Source organism: Bradyrhizobium sp. STM 3843, assembly GCF_000239815.1.
In the GTDB taxonomy this organism is placed as follows: domain Bacteria; phylum Pseudomonadota; class Alphaproteobacteria; order Rhizobiales; family Xanthobacteraceae; genus Bradyrhizobium.
The window spans coordinates 27001-48792 of the sequence record NZ_CAFK01000073.1 but is presented as its reverse complement, the minus strand read 5'-3'; the positions used below and the strand labels follow the sequence as shown (position 1 = coordinate 48792).

At 59.4% G+C, this 21792-nt stretch carries 15 protein-coding genes; 6 read left to right on the top strand and 9 right to left on the bottom strand.

Annotated elements, in window-relative coordinates:
• Window positions 1-68: 68 nt before the first annotated feature.
• The 5 genes from BRAS3843_RS10080 to BRAS3843_RS10060 are packed head-to-tail and all read left to right on the top strand — an operon-like array spanning window position 69 to window position 5377.
• Complete coding sequence (locus BRAS3843_RS10080) at window positions 69-1073, top strand: ABC transporter permease (RefSeq protein ID WP_035981289.1); 1005 nt, start codon at window positions 69-71, stop codon at window positions 1071-1073.
• Window positions 1073-1936, top strand: a complete 864-nt coding sequence (locus BRAS3843_RS10075; RefSeq protein ID WP_008968748.1) for an ABC transporter permease — start codon at window positions 1073-1075, stop codon at window positions 1934-1936. Before BRAS3843_RS10080 ends, BRAS3843_RS10075 begins: the two co-directional genes overlap by 1 nt.
• On the top strand, window positions 1936-2967 hold the full coding sequence (locus BRAS3843_RS10070) for an ABC transporter ATP-binding protein (RefSeq protein ID WP_008968747.1): 1032 nt from the start codon (window positions 1936-1938) through the stop codon (window positions 2965-2967). The genes BRAS3843_RS10075 and BRAS3843_RS10070 overlap by 1 nt, the downstream gene beginning before the upstream one ends.
• The gene (locus BRAS3843_RS10065) at window positions 2964-3836 is read left to right on the top strand and encodes an ATP-binding cassette domain-containing protein (RefSeq protein WP_008968746.1); all 873 of its coding nucleotides are present in this window, start codon (window positions 2964-2966) and stop codon (window positions 3834-3836) included. The genes BRAS3843_RS10070 and BRAS3843_RS10065 overlap by 4 nt, the downstream gene beginning before the upstream one ends.
• The gene (locus BRAS3843_RS10060; RefSeq protein WP_008968745.1) at window positions 3833-5377 is read left to right on the top strand and encodes an alpha-N-arabinofuranosidase; all 1545 of its coding nucleotides are present in this window, start codon (window positions 3833-3835) and stop codon (window positions 5375-5377) included. The genes BRAS3843_RS10065 and BRAS3843_RS10060 overlap by 4 nt, the downstream gene beginning before the upstream one ends.
• A gap of 33 nt (window positions 5378-5410) precedes the next feature.
• Here BRAS3843_RS10060 and BRAS3843_RS10055 read toward each other — a convergent pair whose 3' ends face one another.
• The 5 genes from BRAS3843_RS10055 to BRAS3843_RS39535 form a co-directional block, all read right to left on the bottom strand.
• Window positions 5411-11647, bottom strand: coding sequence for an AAA family ATPase (locus BRAS3843_RS10055; protein WP_008968744.1), 6237 nt, complete (start codon window positions 11645-11647; stop codon window positions 5411-5413).
• Between the two features lie 476 nt (window positions 11648-12123).
• Window positions 12124-12348, bottom strand: coding sequence for a hypothetical protein (locus BRAS3843_RS10050; RefSeq protein WP_008968742.1), 225 nt, complete (start codon window positions 12346-12348; stop codon window positions 12124-12126).
• 6 nt (window positions 12349-12354) lie between these two features.
• The gene (locus BRAS3843_RS10045; protein ID WP_008968741.1) at window positions 12355-13179 is read right to left on the bottom strand and encodes an alpha/beta hydrolase; all 825 of its coding nucleotides are present in this window, start codon (window positions 13177-13179) and stop codon (window positions 12355-12357) included.
• Window positions 13180-13386: 207 nt separating this feature from the next.
• Window positions 13387-14100, bottom strand: a complete 714-nt coding sequence (locus BRAS3843_RS10040) for a peroxiredoxin-like family protein (RefSeq protein WP_008968740.1) — start codon at window positions 14098-14100, stop codon at window positions 13387-13389.
• A 269-nt stretch (window positions 14101-14369) separates the two neighbouring features.
• A complete protein-coding gene (locus tag BRAS3843_RS39535; protein ID WP_008968738.1) occupies window positions 14370-15188 on the bottom strand; it encodes a response regulator transcription factor in 819 nt (272 codons plus the stop codon).
• A 359-nt stretch (window positions 15189-15547) separates the two neighbouring features.
• On the opposite strand from BRAS3843_RS39535, the gene BRAS3843_RS10030 reads away from it, so the two are divergent.
• Window positions 15548-16453, top strand: coding sequence for a LysR family transcriptional regulator (locus BRAS3843_RS10030; RefSeq protein ID WP_008968737.1), 906 nt, complete (start codon window positions 15548-15550; stop codon window positions 16451-16453).
• A gap of 31 nt (window positions 16454-16484) precedes the next feature.
• On the opposite strand, the gene BRAS3843_RS10025 is transcribed toward BRAS3843_RS10030, so the two are convergent.
• The 4 genes from BRAS3843_RS10025 to BRAS3843_RS10010 form a co-directional block, all read right to left on the bottom strand.
• Window positions 16485-17087, bottom strand: a complete 603-nt coding sequence (locus tag BRAS3843_RS10025; protein ID WP_139024817.1) for a hypothetical protein — start codon at window positions 17085-17087, stop codon at window positions 16485-16487.
• Between the two features lie 76 nt (window positions 17088-17163).
• Entirely contained in the window at window positions 17164-18564 is a 1401-nt protein-coding gene (locus tag BRAS3843_RS10020) for a selenium-binding protein SBP56-related protein (protein WP_035981286.1), read from the bottom strand.
• A 148-nt stretch (window positions 18565-18712) separates the two neighbouring features.
• Complete coding sequence (locus tag BRAS3843_RS10015) at window positions 18713-19666, bottom strand: alpha/beta hydrolase (protein ID WP_008968734.1); 954 nt, start codon at window positions 19664-19666, stop codon at window positions 18713-18715.
• Between the two features lie 40 nt (window positions 19667-19706).
• Window positions 19707-20498 carry a hypothetical protein gene (locus tag BRAS3843_RS10010; RefSeq protein WP_008968733.1) on the bottom strand — a complete coding sequence of 264 codons (792 nt, stop codon included), beginning with the start codon at window positions 20496-20498 and terminating at the stop codon, window positions 19707-19709.
• Between the last annotated feature and the right edge of the window lie 1294 nt (window positions 20499-21792).

Genomic DNA, 21792 nt, shown 5'->3' with positions numbered 1-21792 from the left:
GAATCGCGTCCTATGAGGCTGCGGACTGCGGTGATCCGGGATCGTTCCTCAGGCATGGGGGTGCGCTCATGAGCGGGTATTTCGCTTTCCTGTTGCGGCGCCTGGGACAGTTCGGGCTTGTCCTTTTCATCGGCATCAACGTCGCTTATGTCATTACCCACGCCTCGCCGATTGATCCCGTCGAGCAATCGATCTCTGCGGTCACCTCTTTCGGCAACACCGCTCCGGATGCGGTCGAGCAGATGCGAAGCGCACTGCGCGAGCTCTATGGCCTGGGGGCCACGCCGCTCGACCAATATCGCCTGTTCTGGAGCCGAATTCTGCGCGCCGATTTCGGCCCGTCGCTATCAGCATTCCCAACCCCGGTCTCTACCTTGATCGGTCGTGCGCTGCCCTGGACTGCGGGATTGCTGGCCGTCTCGACCATTATCGCCTGGGGGCTCGGCAACCTGTTGGGCGGGCTTGCCGGCTACTACCAGAAAAGCCGCACATTGCGGTTGATGGGCGTGGTCGCGATCGGGTTGCATCCCATCCCTTACTACATTCTGGCGCTGCTGCTGCTGATCGTGTTCGGCTATCTCTGGCCTGTGCTTCCAATCGCCGGTGGTTCGGCGATGAACTTGCCGCAGTCGTTGACAATGGAGTTCGTCGCGAGCGTTTTGCAGCATGCCATCCTGCCGGCGCTCTCCCTGATCCTGATCGGGGTAGGGAGCTGGTTTATCGGCATGCGGTCGCTGGTATCGAACATCGTGACCGAGGACTACGTCGTCTACGCCGAATTGGCTGGCGTGAGGCCCTGGCGCATCCTGTCGTCCTACGTCATGCGGAATGCGATGGCGCCGCAGCTAACCGGCCTGGCCATGTCGCTTGGGGGTATCTTCAACGGAGCGGTCATTACCGAAAAGGTGTTCGGCTATCCGGGGCTCGGTTCGCTCCTGGTCGACGCGGTCTACGCGGGAGACTACGGCCTCGTGCTCGGCGTGACGACCATCTCGATCGTGGCCGTTTCGGCCGGCGTGCTTGCGATCGATCTTCTCTACCCGTTGCTTGATCCCAGAGTAAAGGTCAACTGATGGCTGGAGCCATACGAGACCTCTTCCGCGATCACGCGGAGTTCAGGATCGGGGCGGTGCTGGTCGCGTTTGTGCTGCTGCTGTCGGCCCTGGCGAGTTTCTCGCCATATCCGCCGGAGAGCGTATATGTGGTGCCTCCGGACGTGCCGCCATCGCTGGCCTACTGGTTCGGCACCACGTCGCGCGGCCAGGACGTGTTTTGGGAGCTGAGCGTCGCCCTTCGCAACACGCTGCTGTTCGGGGCCGTTGTGGCGATGATCAGCCGTGTTATAGCCCTCGTGATTGGACTTCTCAGCGGTTATAAGGGAGGGTGGGTCGACCGGGCCCTGATGTCGGTGAACGACACGTTCATCGTCATCCCTCTGCTGCCGCTGCTCGTGCTGTTCTATTTCGTGATGCGCGACCGCATGTCCTGGCTCGCATTGGCACTGATCATGGCGTGTTTCGGCTGGGCTTATGATGCGCGACTGATCCGCTCTGTCGCAATGAGCCTGAAGGCCCGCGAATTCACCCAGACCAGCCTGTTCTCCGGAATGAGCACGCGCGAGATCCTGGTTCAAGAGCATCTGCCCCATGTCATGCCGGTTGTGTTCTCGACTGCCATGAACAACATGGTCTGGTCGATCGGTCTGGAGGTGACGTTGGCAGTGCTTGGCTTCACCGACGTCAACAGGCCGACGATCGGCGGCATGATCTATTGGGCCAACCAGCACGCAGCGATGGTGGCGGGAGTTTGGTGGTGGATCGCTTTTCCAATAGCCGCCGTGACGATGATGTTCATCGGGCTGTTCCTGCTCGCTGTCACCGCCAACGCATACATCGATCCTAGAAGTCGCTTCCGAACCATTGGAGGCGCCTTCTGATGCACGCGCAGGCGGTGCCTGATGTTCCCTCCGAAGCGGTTCCCCCGATGCTGTCGGTCCGCGATCTCCGGACGTACTATCGGGCTAACCGTCTCGGCATCAAACGCGAGGTGAAGGCTGTTGATGGTATCAGCTTGACGGTGCGGCGCGGTGAAATTTACGGGCTCGCCGGCGAATCCGGGTCCGGCAAGTCCACACTGCTCAACTGTGTTGCGGGGGCGATCAGGCCGCCGATGGAGATCGTTGGCGGCGACATCGATTTTGCATTCCTGTCCGGCTATGGTGGATTGCACCGTGCTCCACCGGCCGAGGTAGCGCGCGTCCGCTGGCGGCATCTGTCCTACATCATGCAGGGTTCGATGAACGTGCTGAATCCGCTGCGCCGGCTCCGATCGGTGTTCGTCGATTTCGCGTATCCGCATGTCGGGGGCACTCGGCAGCAATTTGAGCGGCAGCTGCACGCTCATCTGGCCCGGCTTAACCTTGATCGCTCGGTGCTGAGCGCCTATCCGCATGAGCTATCCGGAGGCATGCGGCAGCGTGCGACAGTTGCACTTGCTACGGTTTGCCGCCCGGATCTCATCATCGCCGACGAGCCCACGACCGCGCTCGACGTCCTGGTTCAGAAGGAGGTGCTCGGGATGATCAGAGGTATTCAGCGAGAGATGGGCTCGTCAGTCCTGCTCGTCACTCATGACATGGGTGTCCACGCGCACGTGTCCGACCGCCTCGGCATCATGTATGCGGGTCATCTCGTCGAGGAGGCAGGTACAGCGGAAATCTTCCGCAATCCACTCCACCCTTACACCAAGCATCTGATTTCAAGCCTCCCGCGCATCGGCGACGACGCGCCTCGATGTGGGCTTGGAGGCGCCCCACCAAATCTCGCGGATCCTCCGCTCGGATGCCGCTTCCACCCGCGCTGCCCGCTTGCCATGAAGGTTTGCAGCGGCGAAGCCCCAGCGATGCTGGAGACGGCGCCCGGACATCGCGTCGCCTGCTTTGCCTACAACCAGAGCGGTGGAGCATGAGCGATCTGCTGCTCGATGTTTGTCATGTCAGCAAGATCTTCAGCCGGGGAGGGCTGTTGTCCAGGCAGCGAATTACCGCCGTTGATGATGTGAGCTTCCAGATCGATAAACGCCGGCCGGAGATCCTGGCTGTCATCGGCGAATCCGGCAGCGGCAAGACGACGCTCTGCCGGATGATTCTGAATCTGGAACTGCCAACAACCGGTAGATTGGTCTTCGACGGCGTCGACCTTGCAACAATTCGAACTGCGGCAGACCGAATGATGCTCAGGCAAGGGGTCCAGCCGATTTTTCAGAATCCCTTCGATTCTTTCAACCCGATGAAGCGGCTGGAGCGCTACCTGTTCCTGACTCAGCGCCGTTTCCTAGCTGCAACGCAGCAGCCAGCCTCGTCCAAGGCGGCCATCGATGACGCGCTGCACCAGGTGGGATTGTCGCTAAAGGAAGTCAGTCACCGCTACCCGCACGAGCTTTCCGGCGGACAGCTTCAACGGGTCGCAATCGCTCGCGCGCTGCTCGCGAGGCCGAAATTGATTGTTGCGGACGAGCCGGTGTCCATGGTCGATGCGTCGCTACGCCTATCGATTGTCAACCTGTTCCGGACTGTGCGCGATCTCGGCATTTCGATCATCTATGTCACGCATGACTTGGCTACAGCCTACTACATCAGCGATCGTATCCTGGTCATACGGAACGGAAGCATCGTCGAGAGTGGCGATGCGAAGGCGGTGTTGAAGTACCCACAGCATCCCTATTGCCGTCAGCTGCGGGATGCTGTGTTGTTGCCTGATCTTGCGAACGCCGCGGCGGACGTTCCGATCAGCATGACCGGTGTGAAAGGCACCGGAGAACCAGATCGCAGGCCATGAGAAAAGCACGCGTGCTGCTGGACCGTGATTTCAGCATCGGTCACACCGACCATCGTTTGTTCGGCGCCTTCGTCGAGCACCTCGGACGCTGTGTCTATGGCGGCATCTTCGAGCCGGGCCATCCTGCTGCGGACGAGAAGGGGTTTCGGAAAGACGTGCTTGCGCTCGTGAAGGAGCTTGGACCAACTATCATCCGATATCCCGGGGGCAATTTCGTGTCGGGATACAATTGGGAAGATGGCGTCGGGCCGTTGGAAAGTCGTCCGTCGCGCCTTGACCTCGCATGGTTCAGCACCGAACGGAATAACTTCGGCACCAATGAATTCATCGATTGGTGCAAGGCCGCCGAGGTCGAGCCGATGCTCGCGGTCAATCTCGGTACCCGTGGAGGCGACGCCGCGCGCAAATTGATTGAATACTGCAACCATGCGGGTGGGACGACCTGGTCGGATTTGCGACGCGCTCATGGTTGGGAGAAGCCGCATAACATCAAACTATGGTGCCTGGGCAACGAAATGGATGCGCCGTGGCAGATGGAGTATAAGAGCGCTGAAGCCTATGGGGTGGCGGCGCGCGAGGCTGCCAAGATGATGCGATGGGTCGACCCTAACGTCGAGCTGGCGGCGTGTGGCTCGTCGGCGCGCAACATGCCTACATTCGGGCATTGGGAGGACACGGTCCTCGATCACACCTTCGATCACGTGGATTACATTTCGCTTCATACTTATCTCAACAATTATAGGCACGATACTGCATCATTCCTTGCCAGCCCCGACCTGATGGACAGATTCATCGATGAGGTCGTTGCGCTCGCCGATGCCGCAGCGGCCAAGCGGCGCTCCAGCAAGCGCATGATGCTGAGCTTCGATGAATGGAACGTCTGGTATCGAACGCGCCGCCCCCGAGCCGATCGGGTCCCGGAGGGCTGGCCGGCAGCACCGGCGATCTTGGAGGAAATTTATACCATGGAGGACGCGCTCGCGTTCGGTGGCGCCTGCATTTCACTGCTCAATCACGCCGATCGCGTCAAGGTGGCCTGTCTCGCGCAACTTGTGAACGTCATAGCACCGATCATGACCGAGACCGGCGGCGGCGCGTGGCGCCAAACAATCTTTTTTCCGTTCGCACATATGAGCAGCCTCGGACGTGGCAGGGTCCTGCGCACCCTGGTCGAGTCCGAGACCTACGATTCCTGCTACTACGATCCTCGCGGCGATCAGGAATTGACGTTTCCAATCCCTGACGTGCCGTATCTCAAGATTGCGGCAGTTGCAGGAGAAAGCGGCAGTCTCTCGCTCTTCATGCTCAACCGCGACCTGAAGCAAGAGATCGCAGTGACGATGGAGGCGCGAAGCTTTGGTCCCCTTGCGTTGGCCCAGGCGTTCGAATTGCGTCACGATGACCTTCAGACGACAAATACCGGGAACGAACCGGAGCGGGTGGCTCCGCAACCGTTAGAGCACGTCACGATCGTCGGGAGACGGCTGCAGGCCACGCTGAAGCCAGCGTCATGGAATGTGGTGCGCCTGTTGCCGAACTGAAGAGGGGCGGGCTCCGGGATTGCCGCGCCGGGATCAGTTGTCGTGGTTCGACCCGGTTCGGGCAGCCAGGACTTCCCGAATCAAACGCGCCAGCTCCAATGGGCGATAGGGCTTGCTGATCAAGGTGATTCCAGGCTCGAGACGACCATCATCCGTCATGGCAGCTTGCGGATACCCCGACATATAAAGGACGGCGACTTCGGGACGCTGCCGCCTGACGGCTGCGGCGAGTTCGCGTCCATTCATGCCGCCGGGCATGACCATATCCGTGAAGAGCACATCGAAGGACTCGCCCTCGGCCAACAAAGCCAACGCCTCAGGACCATTGGCCGCAGTCATCGTGCGATAGCCGAGACTCTTGAGTTGCAGCACCACATTGTTACGCACCAGTGGATCGTCTTCGACAACAAGGATGGTCTCACTCCCACGTTGGGCTTCATGTTGTGGCGGCGCATCTGAGATAGCTTCCCCTTCGACCGCGCGCGGCAGATACAAGCTGATCGTCGTTCCGCGCCCTTCCTCGCTGTCGATCGTGACGTAGCCTCCGGATTGCTTGATGAAACCGTAGACCATGCTCAGTCCCAGCCCCGTTCCTTTTCCCAGTTCTTTGGTCGTAAAGAAAGGCTCGAATATCTTGTCGCGTATGTTCGATGGAATGCCGGACCCGGTATCGCTCACGGCGACCATCACGTAGTCGCCGAGCGCCCCTTCCGGGCCGGAGTTGAAGCCGGCAAAGCTCGCTTTGGCTGTCGTGTAGGTAATTGCGCCACCGTTCGGCATCGCATCTCGAGCATTGACGGCAAGGTTTATCAAAGCAGTTGAGAGTTGACTTGGGTCGATCAAGGCATGCCAGCAACTGGCTTCAAGTCTGGAGTCGATCGTGATCTGTTCGCCGAGCGTCGGTCGCAATAACTTGGCCGTGTTGATGACAAGCGTATTGATATCGGTATCGCGAGGCTGCAAGGGTTGCTTGCGCGCGAACGCAAGCAATTGCTTGGTCAGCTCAGCGCCACGGCTGGCGGCATCATCGATCATTCGTGCGATTGCGGCCAGCTCGGGCCGATCGGACAAACCATCGATCAGGATGTCGATGGTCCCGGTGATCACGGTCAGCAGGTTGTTGAAGTCGTGAGCCACTCCGCCGGTCAGTTGGCCGATGGAATCCATCTTCTGCGATTGGCGCAGCTGCTGCTCGAGGCGAAGGCGGTGGGTGATATCACGCGCGATGACGATGATCAGTTCTTGGCCGCCAATTGATACACGGGCCGCCGATACCTCTGCATCTAGCCCCTTGCCGTCCTGGCCTGCAAGGCGCAGCTGAATCAGGCCAGCCGGGCTTGGTTTGAGCAGGCTGTCGAACTCGGTTGCTGCCAGGGGACCTACAATGGATCGGAACGGACGCTGGATGATCTGCTCCCGAGGCCGGCCAAGCATGACCGTGGCCGTGTGATTGGCTTCGATGACATTGCCGCTCTGATCGAGAACCAGGATGCCGTCGTGGGCCTGCTCCATCAACAGCCGATACTTCTCTTCCGCTTGCTTTCGTGCCGTGAGATCGAGCACGAAAGAGATGTTTTGCTCGGAGGATCCAGTGAGCATGGCCGTACCGATCAGCACCGGAACCCGACTGCCGTCCTTTCGGAAAAACTCCTTTTCGCGAGGTGGAAGCTGCCCGAGCAGCCGAAGTTTGCGGACCCGCTCCGCATCAGAAACATGATATTCCACCGGCGTGATGTCTTTCCATTGGATTGATCCGGAGACGAGTTCCTGCCTCGAGTAGCCGGTCATGTTCAGGAAGGCGTCGTTGGCGTAGCTGATATCGCCGTTCGCATGCCAGAACAGGATTCCAATGATGTTGGAATCGACGAGCCGGCGGATACGGGCCTCGCGCTCCTGCAGATCGCGGTAGAGGCGGGTGTTTTCAAGAGAAATCGCGGCCTGAGCTGCCAACAGCTCGAGCACGGTGACCCGGTCCGGTGTGAAGGCGTAGGTTGCCAGCGTATTCTCGAGATAAAGCACCCCGATCAGTTTCGCCTGCTTCATCAGGGGCAGGCATAGGATCGATCTGGGACGACGGCGATGAACATATTGCGGGTCGCGGAGCGGATCCGCCTGCGAGGCGTCATCGATAATAAGCGTCTTTTGTGTACGTATGACATAGCGGAGCAGCGACTCTGGACAATCGGGGTCGGAAATGGGAGCGTGGGATATCACGACCGCGAACTCGTCCCCTTTCGATTGGCCCTCTGCCTCCACCCAAAACTCATTATGGTCGCCTAAGATCAGCAAGCCGCGGTCGGCGCCCGCGTCTTGCAGCGCGATTTTCATCAAGGTTTCGATCAGTCTTGGCAGCTCGATTTCGCTTGATACGGCCTGCGAGGCCTTCACCGCGGCGGTGACGTCGATTTGCTGCACACTCATGGCGGCGACAAGGCCAACGTGGTCTGTCACGTGGAGGCGAGGGTAGAGCCGTTCGAGTTGCGTTGCCTTCGCGTCTGCTCCCCAACGAAGATAGCCGTATCGCGCATCACGCAGATAGGTATAGGCGATCTTCTCGAAGCTGCGGGTAGCGTAGAAGCGCCCGGCAAGCTCGTTGGCGAGCGCCTCATTGTGCACGAAACGGTTCGCCCGCGCTGAGGCGATTGCCTGATCGTAGGAGCGCATCGCGTCCAGCTCGCGGCCCTCAACCCGCGCAATCTCAGCGGCGATGATCGCGGCCCGGTCGGTAAAGTTATCCGGAGATAGAACGGCCCATTGCTGAATCTGGCGATGGTGAGCTGCCAGCGCCTCGAGATGCGTGGCTCTCTCCGCGACGGTTGCGGTGCCGAGGAAGGCGGCGTGCGCCAGCGCGGAATAGAAATGAAAGTCCGCGGTGTCGAACAGCGCTTTTGACGTCCACAGCAGTCCGCTGGCCTTCGTCACCGCCGTGATCGCGCTTGCGTCGTCCGCAAGAACACGAGCCTGTAGCTTACGGACCCAGTACCAGAACCCAGCGTGTACGAGGCGCGGATCAGCCTCGAGACGACGTTCGAAGTTCTCCTCATTGAACCCACGCTCTTCGAAACGGCCGAACGTCGAAGTCAAGCCGCGCAGCATGCGAACCAGCTGGACCTGGCCCACCATACGGTCGACTGCGAGATCAACCCCGGCTTTTCGCGCGTACTCGAGCCCAGCCTCGGCCTCCCGTTGTACCTCGGCAAGCGGATCGCCGCAGGCGAGGAGGTGGGTCAAGAGATGATGGCGGGTAAAGCTGGCGTAGTTAAAGTCGCCGACCTGCTGAGCTGCTTCGAAGGCCCGCCGCAACCACGGGCGGCCCGTCCTGAGATGACGCGTCCAGCTCCCGAAGCCCACATAAGCGCGGGCCTTGAAGCGGTCCAGCCGGCGCCTTTCGACCAGGTCGAGGCCGAGCTGGGCAAAGCGAAAGCCTGAATCATAGTCGTCAAAGTCGGGTCCAAGCACTGTGCCCAGCAGAATGTAGGCGAGGCAAGAGGCGTCGGAGTTGCCGTACTCCAAGCTGAGATTCGCCATCCGGGCGATGATGAGACGTCGCAGGCTCTCCTCGATGTACCACGCTGGGGACACGAGCACTGTGAGGACGTCCATCGTCCCACACGCGACCGGATCGATCATTCGAGGCAGATTGAGCAGTGCTTCGATCGGACGCGCGCCGATTTCCTGCCACATCCGCTCGTACTCCTGCTGAACCTCCTCTGGTGACGGGTGTGTCGACCACGAGATGCCGACGCGCTTCAGGTAAGCTAGAGCAATTTCGATCTGGCGATCGTTCGGCTCCATCTGCAGTCGGGTGACGGCGGCAAGGTCTGGGAGAGTGGCGGCACGGAGTGACAATGCGGCAAGCCTCGCCTTCGCTGCTTCGTGCTCTCCGGTCAGGAATTCGCACTCCGCGCGGTGCAAGGCCAGGGCGAAGCTGAGCGCATAATGCTGCTCCCAGCGATTATCCGGGAGCAAGGTCTCGCCAGTGCTGAAGTGCGCGAGTGCCATGGCAAACGCCGTGGCCGCCTTGGCGCGCCGGCCGGCGCGCAGGTTCAGCTCTGCGACGTTCAACCGTTCCTGAGCCGTGCTGATCAGAGCAGCGCCGCGGTTGAGCTGACCCACGATTTCAAAGACATTTTCTTCGATCGCTGCCGGCGCGGTGCGCGCCGCCAGCAGTCGACCGATACGCAGGTGGGCTGCCGGGCGTTCAGCCTCTGATATCAGCGCGTAGGACGCCTCCTGAAAGCGATCATGGACGAACCTGTACGCATCCGCCTGAGGCTCAACGAATTCTTGAAGGACGGACGGCCATAGAGTTGCCCGGACCTTGTCCTCCGAGATTTCGAGGATGAGCGATAGCATGGTGGTCTCGGCACGACCTCCGAGACAGGCCAGCTGCTGCAGAGCAGTTTGCGTCGCTGCCGGCAGGCGGACGAGTTTCCCCAGCATGAGGTCGACGACGTTGTCGGTGTATCGCTTGGCGTTGATGCGGTCCAAATCCCACGACCAACGCGCTGCGTCATGATCGAAGACGAGCAGGCCTTCTTCGACCAGCGAAAGCATGAACTGAATGGCGAAGAACGGATTGCCAGCGGTTTTATCATGGACGAGCTGTGCGAGTGGCGCTGCACGGTCGGCGTCGCAGTGAAGCGCGTCAATGAGCAACTGTCCGAGATCATCTCGGCCGAGCGGTGCAAGCGTGATCTCCACGACTTTTGCATGCATCGCCCTGATGCCGTCGAGCATGCGCGTCAGAGGATGAGTGGAATCGACTTCATTGGAGCGATAAGCGCCGACCAGCATCAGGTGGGTCAGACCCGACCGGGTCAACAGATCATCAAGAAGGTCGAGCGTCGCCGTATCCAGCCATTGCAGATCATCGAGGAAGAGCACCAGCGGATGTTTCTCTCGGGCAAATACCCCGATAAAGCGCTTGAAGACCTGATGAAAGCGACTTTGAGCCTGTTGCAACGGAAGCTCTGGAACGGGCCGTTGCTCCCCGATCACGGCCTTCAGTTCAGGGATGAGGTCCACGATCAGCTGCCCGTGTGAGCCGAGCGCCTCCTGAAGTTTGCGACGCCACTCGCTCAGCTCCGTCTCTCTCTTGCCCAGAAGCGGCCGAACAAGACTTTGAAGCGCCTGAGCGAGCGGCGCGTAGGGGACGTCGCGCTTGAGCTGATCAAATTTTCCGGATGCGAACAGCCCGCGCGAGCGCACCAGCACCTTGTGCAGCTCGTTGATGACCGATGACTTGCCGATTCCGGAATAGCCTGAAACCAAAACCAATTCCGGCACACCGCTCTGGACGATGCGGCCGAACGATGCGAGCAAGGCAGCGACCTCGTGCTCTCGGCCATAGAGCTTCTCGGGGACGAGCAGATGGTCAGGCGTATCGTCCTGGGCAAGTGGGAAATCGTCGATCCGATGCCGAAGTTCCCATTCGCCGAGACAACGCCGCAGATCGCGCTCGACGCCGGCTGCAGTCTGATAACGATCCTCAGCCGTCTTGGCGAGCAGCTTCAAGATCAGTTGCGAGACCGGGGCCGGGACATTCTTCAACCGATCGCCTGGTGGCTCAGGTCTTCTCGCGACGTGGCAGTGCACCCATTCCATCGGATCCGACGCTGTGAAGGGGAGCGAGCCGGTTAGCATCTGGTAGAAAGTGACACCGAGCGAATAAAGGTCGGTTCGGGAATCGATCGATCGGTTCATGCGCCCGGTCTGCTCTGGCGCCATATAGGCGAGAGTGCCGGCAATCGATTCCGGAGATGCAAGCGACTGCCGCTCGCGCGGACGCCGCGATGCAAGCCCGAAGCCGGTAAGGCGCACGCTCCCGGTGTTGCGGTTGATCAGTATGTGAGCTGGTTTGATGTCTTTATGCACGAGACCGTGCTGATGGACCTTGCTCAACGCGTTGGCAATCTGCGCCGCAAGGCGCAGGAAGTTTCCTATCTTCAAGGGTGCACTGATCAGGCGCGTGAGGGGCTCGCCGCCGTGATCTTCGAGAACCAGGATGGTACGGGCGCGGTCCTGGATCAGTTCGACCGGCTTCGCGGCCCAGGCACTGTCCAGTTGATCACCCAATTCAAATTCGTGAACAAGGCGATCGAGGCTTTGCGGCGTTGGATGTTCGGCGGCCGAAACAACCGCCAGCACCATCTTGCGCTGGCGATTGGCATACTCACGCCAGGCTCGGCACAACAAGATACCGTCGTCATTGTGCAGGACTTGAGGGCCGTGGGTCCAACCTGCGCCCAGAAACGATGAAAGATTCATCTCGATAACCACGCCGCAGCCGAACTTCGGTCCAAACCGAAGAAGCTCGTCAGGTCGGTACCATCATCCCCCACAGCCGCGCCGATACGGGAGGGTGTTATCAATTGTCTGTATCTTGCACGACGAAGCAGGAGGAGAATGCGCGTGCGATGCGGAAGACGACGCTACGCTCTCGCGCCTTCATTCCAGTACCTTGCCAGTACCTTGGGTCTCGACCGAGGTGCGACTCGTTCATCAAAGCGCATAGCTGCCTGGAAGTTTATATGAACTCGTCTCAATCCAGTCAACTTGCCCGCGTCGCGACCAAAGGAAATGCGAGCCGAACGGCAGGCGAATAGCTCGGATGCCGTGTGCACTCTCGCGATTTCGAAAGGCGCAATCGCGAGCGCATTGCAGAATTCACTTCCGGCGCCACCCTGACGCGAAACGCACCTCGTCTGCATCGGTCATGAGGCGCTGCGGTCTCTAACTACGATCTAGGCAACGAAAGGGGAGCTGGTTGTTTGGCACGCCGGTCGGAGGCCCTCCCGCAGCGAGAGGATGCCGATGATGACCGGCGCAGCCGAAACGGCTGTCGAGTGCTGCAGGGTGTGCCAGGGCTTGGGGAAGAAGAAATTGCCGGACGCGCCGGCGATCCCGAGCAGATGCGACACCTGGCGTATGATGGTGACGTAGACCACACCTTCGATCAAGCTGCGCATCCGTCCTCAGCACGGGCGCGCTCGGTCGTTTTCTATGTCCAAGAGGAAGCGTTCGAGAATGGGATCGAAATCGCGCGGACTTTCCCAGAACGGAGCATGTCCGAGCCCGGCAAGGCGATGACAGCGGCCTTCCCACAAGTTGGCATAAGCAAGCGCGTCAAAGTAATCGAGCTTGACGAAGCGGTCGTCGCTGCCGTTGATCACTGCAAGCGGCGTCGGGCTCGTCTCAACGATCTGTCGCTGGTCAACGCCAGATCCAGCGCGCGCTGCCTCGAAAAGCGTCTTGCGGAAGCGGCCATCCGCGCGCGCGACGGCCGCCTGCATGAACGGCTCGGCCGATTTGCCGAAGATCGCATCGACGAAACTCTGGATCTCCGTCTCTGACAGATGCTCTTGCCCAGCCACCTGCATGTGCGCCGAGCGCTGGAAACCATCGGCCATACCGTTCCGGGCGACAGGCGGTGTGCCGATCACCATCAGACCTCGCATGCCGGCAAAGCGAGGAACCATCTCGATGCCGATATGACCACCGAGCGACCAACCGAGCACAACGGCCTCCGTCACGTCCAGCCTTTCAAGCAACTCGACGACGGCTTCAGCCAAGCCAGACCGCGTGTAGGTCCGCGCAGGATCTGGCGCATCGCTGGATTGGCCATGGCCGGGCAGGTCGAACGCGATGAGCCGGTGATGTTCTGCGAGCCGTCCCATCAGCTGATGGCGGAACACGTCTCGGCAGGTCGAGTTGCCGTGGATCAGAACGAGTGGCAAGCTCCCCCGGCCGACCTGCTCGACCGCAAGAGTGCCGTGCGATGTCGTGACAAAAGATTGCATTTTCTTCGATCCCCCGCGGGTCACGACTCTCGCTTGCTCTGTTCGGTTCGAAGTCATGACTTGGTCTGGCTGTGATGTGCATCACATCGAAAACTATCGAAACGAGATGAAAAGATGACACATGACATATCATGTATATGTCATTGCAATGTCGTGTGCCCCCGTAATTGGGTTACAGTTGCAACAGAGTTGAGCCGCGCTGTTTCATTATGTCGGGAGATGAGACCGGCTCGCAGCCGGAAACGGTGAGCGCTCGTGCGTGGCATTCCGGAGCGCGGGGAGCAGCTCTTCCGGTTCCGGCCGACGCGTATAGTCGGCACTGACGTCGGCATACACGATGAAGCCGGACCGGCTGATGACGTATCGGGCCGGCATTGGTAGCGTCCATTCGGGATCGTCGTTGAACCTTGGGAGATCGATTTTCGCTTTTCTGTAGAGTTCCACCAGATATCCTGGCAGCCCAAATTTGAGACCGAATGCAGCGCCGACTTCGCCGCCGATATCGGAGAGTATCGGGTATGTGAGGCCATTTTCGCGAACGGATTTGCGGCTGTTGGGTTGGGTTTGCGGCGAGATGGCGACAAGGCTTGCGCCGAGCTTTTTGTAGTCTGCTAGGGCGTCCTGCAGCGCCTGCAACTCCATGTTGCAGTAGGGGCACCATATGCCGCGGTAGAAGCTGACGATCAGTGGGCCCGTTTCGAGAAGAGCCGATGACGAAACAACGCCGCCTTCCGAATCCTTCAGTCTGAAAGCGGGTGCACGATCTCCAACCTTAAGGGCTCGCTCGGGTTGTCCGGACGATTTGAGTTCCGCGGTAGCGCGATGCATGGCCTCAACGACAGAATAGGGGACGTTGTAAGGAGGGTTACCTGCTTCGAGATTTGTCCTAAAAGCGTCGAGTTTGCTCTGAAGGTTGCCCATTGGATTTCTCCCGTGCTGAAGAAGGCCGTTCGCCATGCGACGTCGCTTGATCCGCTGCATCAAAAGAGACGGCCCGGGCGCCGGTCCTCTCATGATCCGAACGCAACAATAAGGATGCCTAGCTTCAAATCTGTTTCTGATTGTCAGAAGCTCAATTGCAGCCGAAAGAAGCAATTGATCGCGAAGAAAAGTGCGCATTTGCGCTTCCGGCAGAAAGGGCCAGACAACAGCGGTAGCTGGGCGTGTTTGAAGCCTGCTGCTGCATGCAATTAACGCCGCTCCACCGGCATCGCAAACCTGTATCCGATCCCTCGCTCGGTGGAGATCAGTCGTTCGTCCGGTGCTGCTGCGCGTAACTTGCGTCTCAAACGAAGGATGCGAACGTCAATGCTTCGATCGAAGGCATCTCCGGCGATTCGCGTCGCTCTAACGAGATATTCCCGTGTCAGTACTCTTCTCGGAGCTTCAATAAACGCCGTCAACAGGGCATATTCGGATCTTGTCAAGGCGATGTGCGAGCCGTGAGGACCTGTGAAGCGCCTGTGACGCGTATCAAGCCGCCATTGTCCGAATTCATAAATGTACTGCTCTGCAGAGCGTTCCTCTTTCATGACTATCTGACAGTGTGCTCCTGATGGCTGATGATAGCGGAGCACCGCGCTGATGCGTGCCAGCAGTTCCCTCTTGCCCACGGAAGGGACGACGTAGTCGGCGGCACCTCCCTCGAGCGCCGCGACACATTCCGGCTCACTCGCCGGTCCAGTGACGATCGTGGGCGTGGTGGATGTGCTCCTTATCCATGCGAGAGCTTCCAAGGTAGGCTCTCGATCAGCCCATCCCAAAATGAGAAACTGCAGCTTAGACGCATCGAGATGATGCGCAGCGCGTTTGACGTCGTGGTGCGCATAGCAGTGAACGTCGTAGAAATCTGACAGAAAGCTTCCGATTTCGTGACCATTGCTGGATAGGATGATTCCTGTCGGTCTCGAGCGAGTGTCTGCCAAAGGCGCCGAAGTCGGAGCAGGGTGCCTCCAGGCCTTTCGGTCGGAAGTGGTTCGAGCTGTGTCGATACTCTCGCCGATATTCATGACGATCTACACGAGTTCCGAACCGGGCAAATCTCCTGCAATGCGGATATCTGCTCCCTAGAAATCGTGAATAGAACCAGGATCTTGGCTAAGAGATTTCTCATCGCGCTTTCTCCTTGCGCTCTCGGCGCGGGAATCGAATGCCGCTCGGCCAAGGCGGCCTCGGCATCGGGCGCACGGGGATTGCAAACGATACGACCTGACTGCAGCGTGACCTTCGCAGATGATGCTTCGGATCGTGCGAGAGACCGACCGTGATCGACTTTGCCCGGGCGTGCGAGCCGCTGGAAACACTAGTCTTTTCGCATTGGGCTGATTAGATGGTAAAATCGGAATGCAATTATTGGACAGGAATATAAGTGGACCGCGAAAACGCGAGCGATCTACTCGCCTTCCTTGCTGTTGCAAGAGAGCGGAGTTTCACACGGGCCGCAGCGAAGTTGCGGATGTCGCAGCCCAGTCTCAGCCAACTTATTCTCGGCTTGGAAGAGAGAATCGGCGTGAGATTGCTGAACCGCACGACGCGGAGTGTGACGCCGACCCAGGTCGGCGAGCGGCTGCTGCTGAAGATCGGACCAAAGTTTGACGAGATAGACCAGGAATTGGCGGCTTTGACCGATTTGCGTGACAAGCCGGCTGGATCCATTCGGATCTCCGCGACCGACTACTCGGCTCGGATGATCCTGATGCCCGCGCTAGCCAAGATCCTTTTCAAATACCCCGACATCAAGGTGGAAATCGTCATTGACTATGGTCTGACCGACATTGTCGCCAACCGGTTCGATGCTGGAATTCGAGTGGGTGGGCTCTTGGCCAAGGACATGATCGCGGTGCGGCTCGGTCCGGATATTCGAATAGCAGTGGTCGCGGCGCCAGCCTATCTGGCCGGTCGAAAAAGGCCGCGTCAGCCTCAGGATCTCAAAGAACACAACTGCATTAACTTCCGGTTCATGCAGGAAGGCGGCCTCTTCGTGTGGCGTTTCGAAAACGGCGGCCGCAAGCTGAACGTTCGTGTAGAAGGGCAACTCGTCTTCAACGATGCGAACGCGTTGCTCTATGCCGCCCTCGAAGGCTTCGGCGTTGCCTATTTGCCCGAGCCCTATGCCTTGCCTCATCTGTCGAGCGGTGAACTTGTCCGGGTTCTGACGGATTGGTGTCCATCTCTTCCGGGTTATCACCTCTATTACCCGAGCCGTCGCCAACCGTCCTCGGCCTTCTCGGTGCTCGTCGACGCGATTCGATATCGCCCGGGCGCTTCTGCCTGAGGTCCGGCCGGAACGAAAACCGCGGAAATCGTTATTGCATGACCCCACCGGAAGCGAGCATGCGACCGAGGGCAATTAAGCCAACAAGGATGAGGCTCAAGGCCCAGATCCTGTCCAGGTTGAACCAGCTTCTTGCGACGAATTGCAGGCCGAGATGTCGATAGACAAGCCATGCCGCGCACGCTCCGGCGGAGATCATCGCGATCGTGTGCACAATGGACACCAGCACCGCCATGGCGAGGTTTGCCGTGGCAAGTGCGGCTGCCGCTTCGTGGCCGCGATCGGAGCTGCTGGTCGCGCAAAGTCCGAGATAGATCGGCACGAGCATCAGGCCGGCGCCATGCGCGATTGCGACCACAAACGACCAAAGTGCGAGTTGCGTGGGCTTGATCCGTGCGAGCACGCGCGGATGGCTCGGCTCGAGCAGCCGCAAGATCCCGAAGGCGATAACGACAAGACCGGCGCCGGCCTGAATCTGAAGCTGCCACTGCGCAAGCACGAGCATGGCCGCGAACGGCAGCAGCATCACGAGCATGGCCGCCAGATGACCCACCGACAGCGGCCACAGCGACGCGAACAGCGCCCGCGGGCTCTTCTCCATCAGCCCCGCCGCGACCGCGAGCGGCCAACCCATCCCCGGGTTGATCCCGTGATAAAGGCCGCTCGCAACAATCGCCAACCACCACCAGGCTGGTGCCAATCCGCTCACGTCAAGCCGAAGGATAGCAGAACGAATCTGTGGAGCAATCGCCGCCTTCGAGTCTGATCTGATGCGCGCGATAGCCCTCGGGAAAACTTACCCAGTAATCGTTGGCGAGCTCCAGGCCGCCGTTTGCGCCGACATTGGCCATGACCTCCGCACCCGGAACGCCTTGGGGATAGAACTGATCATCCCAGGTTGAATAGAGTGAGTTTGTCCAATACACCCGCCTGCCGTCCCGACTGATCTCAACCATTTGCGGACCGCCGGCATAGGGCTTGCCGTTCGGGTGCGGGGTACGACGCACAATGCCACCGATGTGAACGGAGCCCGCAAGCTTCGGCTTCCAGGGATCGGTGACATCATATTGGCGCATCTCACCCGTTCCCCAGCAGGAAACATAGAGGAAGCGGTCGTCCATCGACAGGTCGATATCGGTGACGAGCGGCGGCACGGCGCCGAAGCCTTGCAGCAGGGGCGGAAGCTTCTCCTTTGGAGCGGGCTCAGGCGGAATGGTTGCCGTCTTCTCTGCGTGGAACTTGCCGCCCTCGCGCCACCAGGTCCAGATCGAAGCTTCGAGATTGGTGGTGTCAACGACGACGCCGACGAAGCCGTACTCCTTGATGGGATCATGCGCGGGACGCACCTCGAGTGCCATCTGGTGATTGGCGCCGAGATCGATGGTCTGCACGTTGCGCCGCGCACTAAGGTCCCAGAAGTGAAGCCGATGACCATATTTGTTTGAGAGCAGGTCCTCCGGCACGATCCCGTTCTCAAATTGCGGCGGCAGTGCCCATTCGCTCGTCACCATGTAGTCGCGTGGCAGATTCCACCAGAAATCATAATGCTTGGTTTGCGTGCCGCGATCGATCTCCCAGCGGCCGAGCACCTCGAAGCTTTCGCAGTCCATGATGAACACGCCGGGAGGTCCGTCGGTGCCGTCCTTGCCGGCGCCACCAAGCGTCGAGACGTATATGCCTTCCGGTCCACAGTGGATGGTGTGCGGCCTCGAATAGCCGGTCTTCTTGAAGACCTCCTCGGGCTCGATGATCTTGTGAATTCTTGCCTGCGTCGGATCGGGCTTGGTATCGATGATATAGATGCGCGAGGACCGAATTCCGGGGATGATAAGATAGCGCCGCTCAATGAAGGCGTGCCCGGAGAGGGGCGACAAGGCGGACGAGCAGGCATTCCATCCGAAATGATGGAACTCGTCCCCCTTGTTCGGCATCGTCACCGTGTGGACGACCTGACTGAAGGTCGGCGAGCCGCGCCTGACATCAATGACGGCAAGTGCATCGGGCTTTGAGAAGTCCGGACTTAACAGCAGGGTGTAAGCAAAGTTCTCGGGCGGGGCTTCCATCGCAAGTTTCGGGGAAGCGTAAAACGTCGGGTCTGGTCTTATGGTCATGGCACCAACCTCTCGAATTGTATCGTTCTAAGGGTTAGGCATCCGCGCGTTCCACGGCGAACGGGCCGGGATTGCGTCCGATGAGCCTGCGGCTGATTTCATTTTAACGGGCGCGGATGGCAGCATATCTACACCATCTAGGCCAGTGTTAAGAGAGACCATCGAGGAACCTTTCAAGTGCCGCATTCGTCTCCGCCGGTGCCTCCTGCTGCACCCAGTGGCCGGCACGCGGGATGATGACGGAACCGCGGAAGTCGGTGCAGGCTGCACCGGGATCGGCATAGAGGTCCATGCCTGGAATGAAGCGGCGGACGACATCGCGTTCGCCCGCAATAAAGAACGACGGCTGCGTGACCGGCTTTCCCTTGATATCCGCGAGCTCGGCAGGATCGAAGCGCTGGGCACGGTAACGGTTCAGCGGTCCACGAAAGCCGTTGCTACTGAACGTATCAGTATAAGCCTGGAGGTCGTCAGCGTTCATCCAGGCTGGAAACGGCTGCGGGTCCACCATGCCATCAAGGAGTTTCGCATCGACCGGCTTGTGCACGAGCCATGTGTTGAGCGGGGCGTCGCCCGAGAGGGTGAAATAGATCTTGCGAAGCGATGCGGAGATGTCCGCCTCCAACTCTGCTTCCGCCACTCCTTCCGGCTGGAAGTAGGTCTGGTAGAAGAAACGGTCGGTGTAGATCTGCTTCGCGAGCTCGCTGAACGGTACATCCGACACGGGGATATAGGGCACGCTCAGACCGGCGACGGCGGTGATCATCCCGGGATGGAGCACAGCGGTGGTCCAAACGATGGGCGCTCCCCAATCGTGGCCGACCAGAACCGCCTTGCCACCCAAGTGGTTTGTTACCGCCGCGACGTCGTCTGCGAGGCAGCGCAACGTGTAGGCTTCGACAGCTTGCGGTCGGGAGCTGCCGCCGTAGCCGCGCACATCCATGGCTGCAACGGTGTAACCGCGCGCTGCGAAATGGCTGAGTTGATGGCGCCATGAGTACCAAAGCTCTGGCCAGCCATGGACACACAGGATCACCGGGCCTTTGCCCTCGATTGCGACGTTGAGTTCAACCTCGCGGTTGTGCACTGTAATGAAATCCATGATGTGAGTCCTTGGCTATGACGGACGAGAAAGCCGCAAGTTAGGCGTTGATATTGGTCTCCGTGGCCGGCTGCGGAAGTGGATGAACGGGAAACGTTGGAAATGCGGCTGGATCGCCTCCTGCGCGTCGCGACCATGGTAACCACAGGGACAGGTTCAGGCTGGTACGATCGAAAATCTTTCGGGCTTGCACGGGCTGCGTAAAATGTCTGGAAAGCGATTCCATCCGCTCCAACCCCAATAAAGATTCCGACGCACGCTCTGCGGCACTGCTTCCTCGCTGTTGCGCAACGACCGTCAGAAGTCCGATCTGACGCTTGTCGGGCTGATGCAGCAACCAGACGCTCGACAGGTGGGCAATCTTGGCCGTTTCGCGTATCGACGGCCAGAGCGCCTGGAGGATTGCGGCCGATACATGGTTCACATAGGCGAAGCGTTCAAATCGGTGGGCGTAATGGGTCGGCATTGGCGTGAAGTCGTGAGCGCCGATGACATGCCACGCATACTTGTCGACGCCGATAAAAAAAGGCCGATCCCAAAATTTCACGCCCGGTTCGAGTTCGAGCTCCTCGCTTGTGAAACGCAGGTAGTCGACCACATTCTCCCACGTGTCAAAAAGGTAACGCCCTCCGATTTGCCGCATACCGGTTGCCGGATCGAAACGCAGCGGCGTGTATTTGTGACGCATGCCGGGCCGCACATCCATCATTTTCCGTCCGACCTCAAGATTGGTGATGATTTGCTGCAGAGACAACCCGGCCGCCATCTCGAAGTCTGCGGTAAACGCAGCTCTGCATGTGATAGGGCCGGTTTCGTAGCCGATAACGTTCATCGAACGCCTCCTCTCCAACGATGCCTGTTCATCTCGATTTGGTGTCTCGATCGATTGGCGGCTTCCTCGTGCGAGCTTGACGTGGTTGAGCTTCCCAATTTTGTGTCTCGTAGCTGCTCGCCAATAACAACCGGCGAGGTAAGTTGGCCGCAGGCGCGGCGGCGTCAGCTTCGGCGCCCTCCGGCGAGCTTCTCAACGTCCGCACAGCGGCGATGATCTGACCCGCAAGTCCGGCCGGAGCGCGAATCACGCGAGCTTCGAGCGCGGCGCGCAACGCTTTCGCCTGTTCGAAAAGGGTGCGAGCCTCGGGTAAGGACGCCAGAAGAAGTCTGCCTGCACAGCGCTCCGCGTCGGGCCATCTCGACAGGTCGTCGCCGAGCCGATCGATCAGATCTTCGAATGTTCCGACATCCATTGTCCGGCCCAGTGAGTTAGTCTCGCGACAGCTCAGGACAGACGGTCGCGAATTTGTGTTGCGTTGTTGTTTCGTGTTGAACTGAAAATGCCTTCATCTGAAATAATCGATCCCGCAACCTATCGTCTCGTCGGGATGCGAAGCTCAGGGGGATGGAAGCTCTTGATCTCTGGAGGAGGCCAGCGAAGTACGCTGCTTCGATGATGGCTCGGAGAATCTTGATGTTGCTGTAACAGGGGTGCTGAAGGTGTTTCCATCGCCGACGAGCGCCCGCCCGTAGTTCTTGGTCATGGCGGGCTGGTTGGTAACCGACCCGCAAAGTGTGATCTGTTCGGGCGTTGGTAGATCTCGAGCGTCGATCGGCGCTTGCGGTTTTGGAGCAAACGGTACCCGTCGCGCGCTCCTGCGCAACCCGTCGAATTGAGTGACGATGCTGCTCGATCGCAGGCTAGCTTGGCGTTTTTCGGTCGCCTGCTGTGGTCCGGATTAGGTCGAAGTCGTCCGCATCAAAGACAGGACCTCCAAGTGTTGCATTAGATGCTAGTCGGTTGAAAGTTCTTAATTGCCTACGGAAACTGCACCAACGACCGCTCGTTGAACTCGTGCAGGTCATCTCGGCATCATCTCAGCGTAACCTCAACGTCACGTTGTGGATAACTCGCAGTGCCGCTTGCGGGTAAAATACGAGTGCGGTTCCATACCGTAGTTCGACGGGGTTCATGCGGGGGCATGGGATGGTGTCGGTACGAAGGGCGCCGCGGCCGCAATTTCGGTCGTGGGTGGGAAAAGGCTTGTTTCTTGTTGGTTGGACCGGTTGTTTTTTAGTCGCAAATACAACCGAAAGTATTTCGGGATCAATGTCGCTACCGGGTCAGTTCT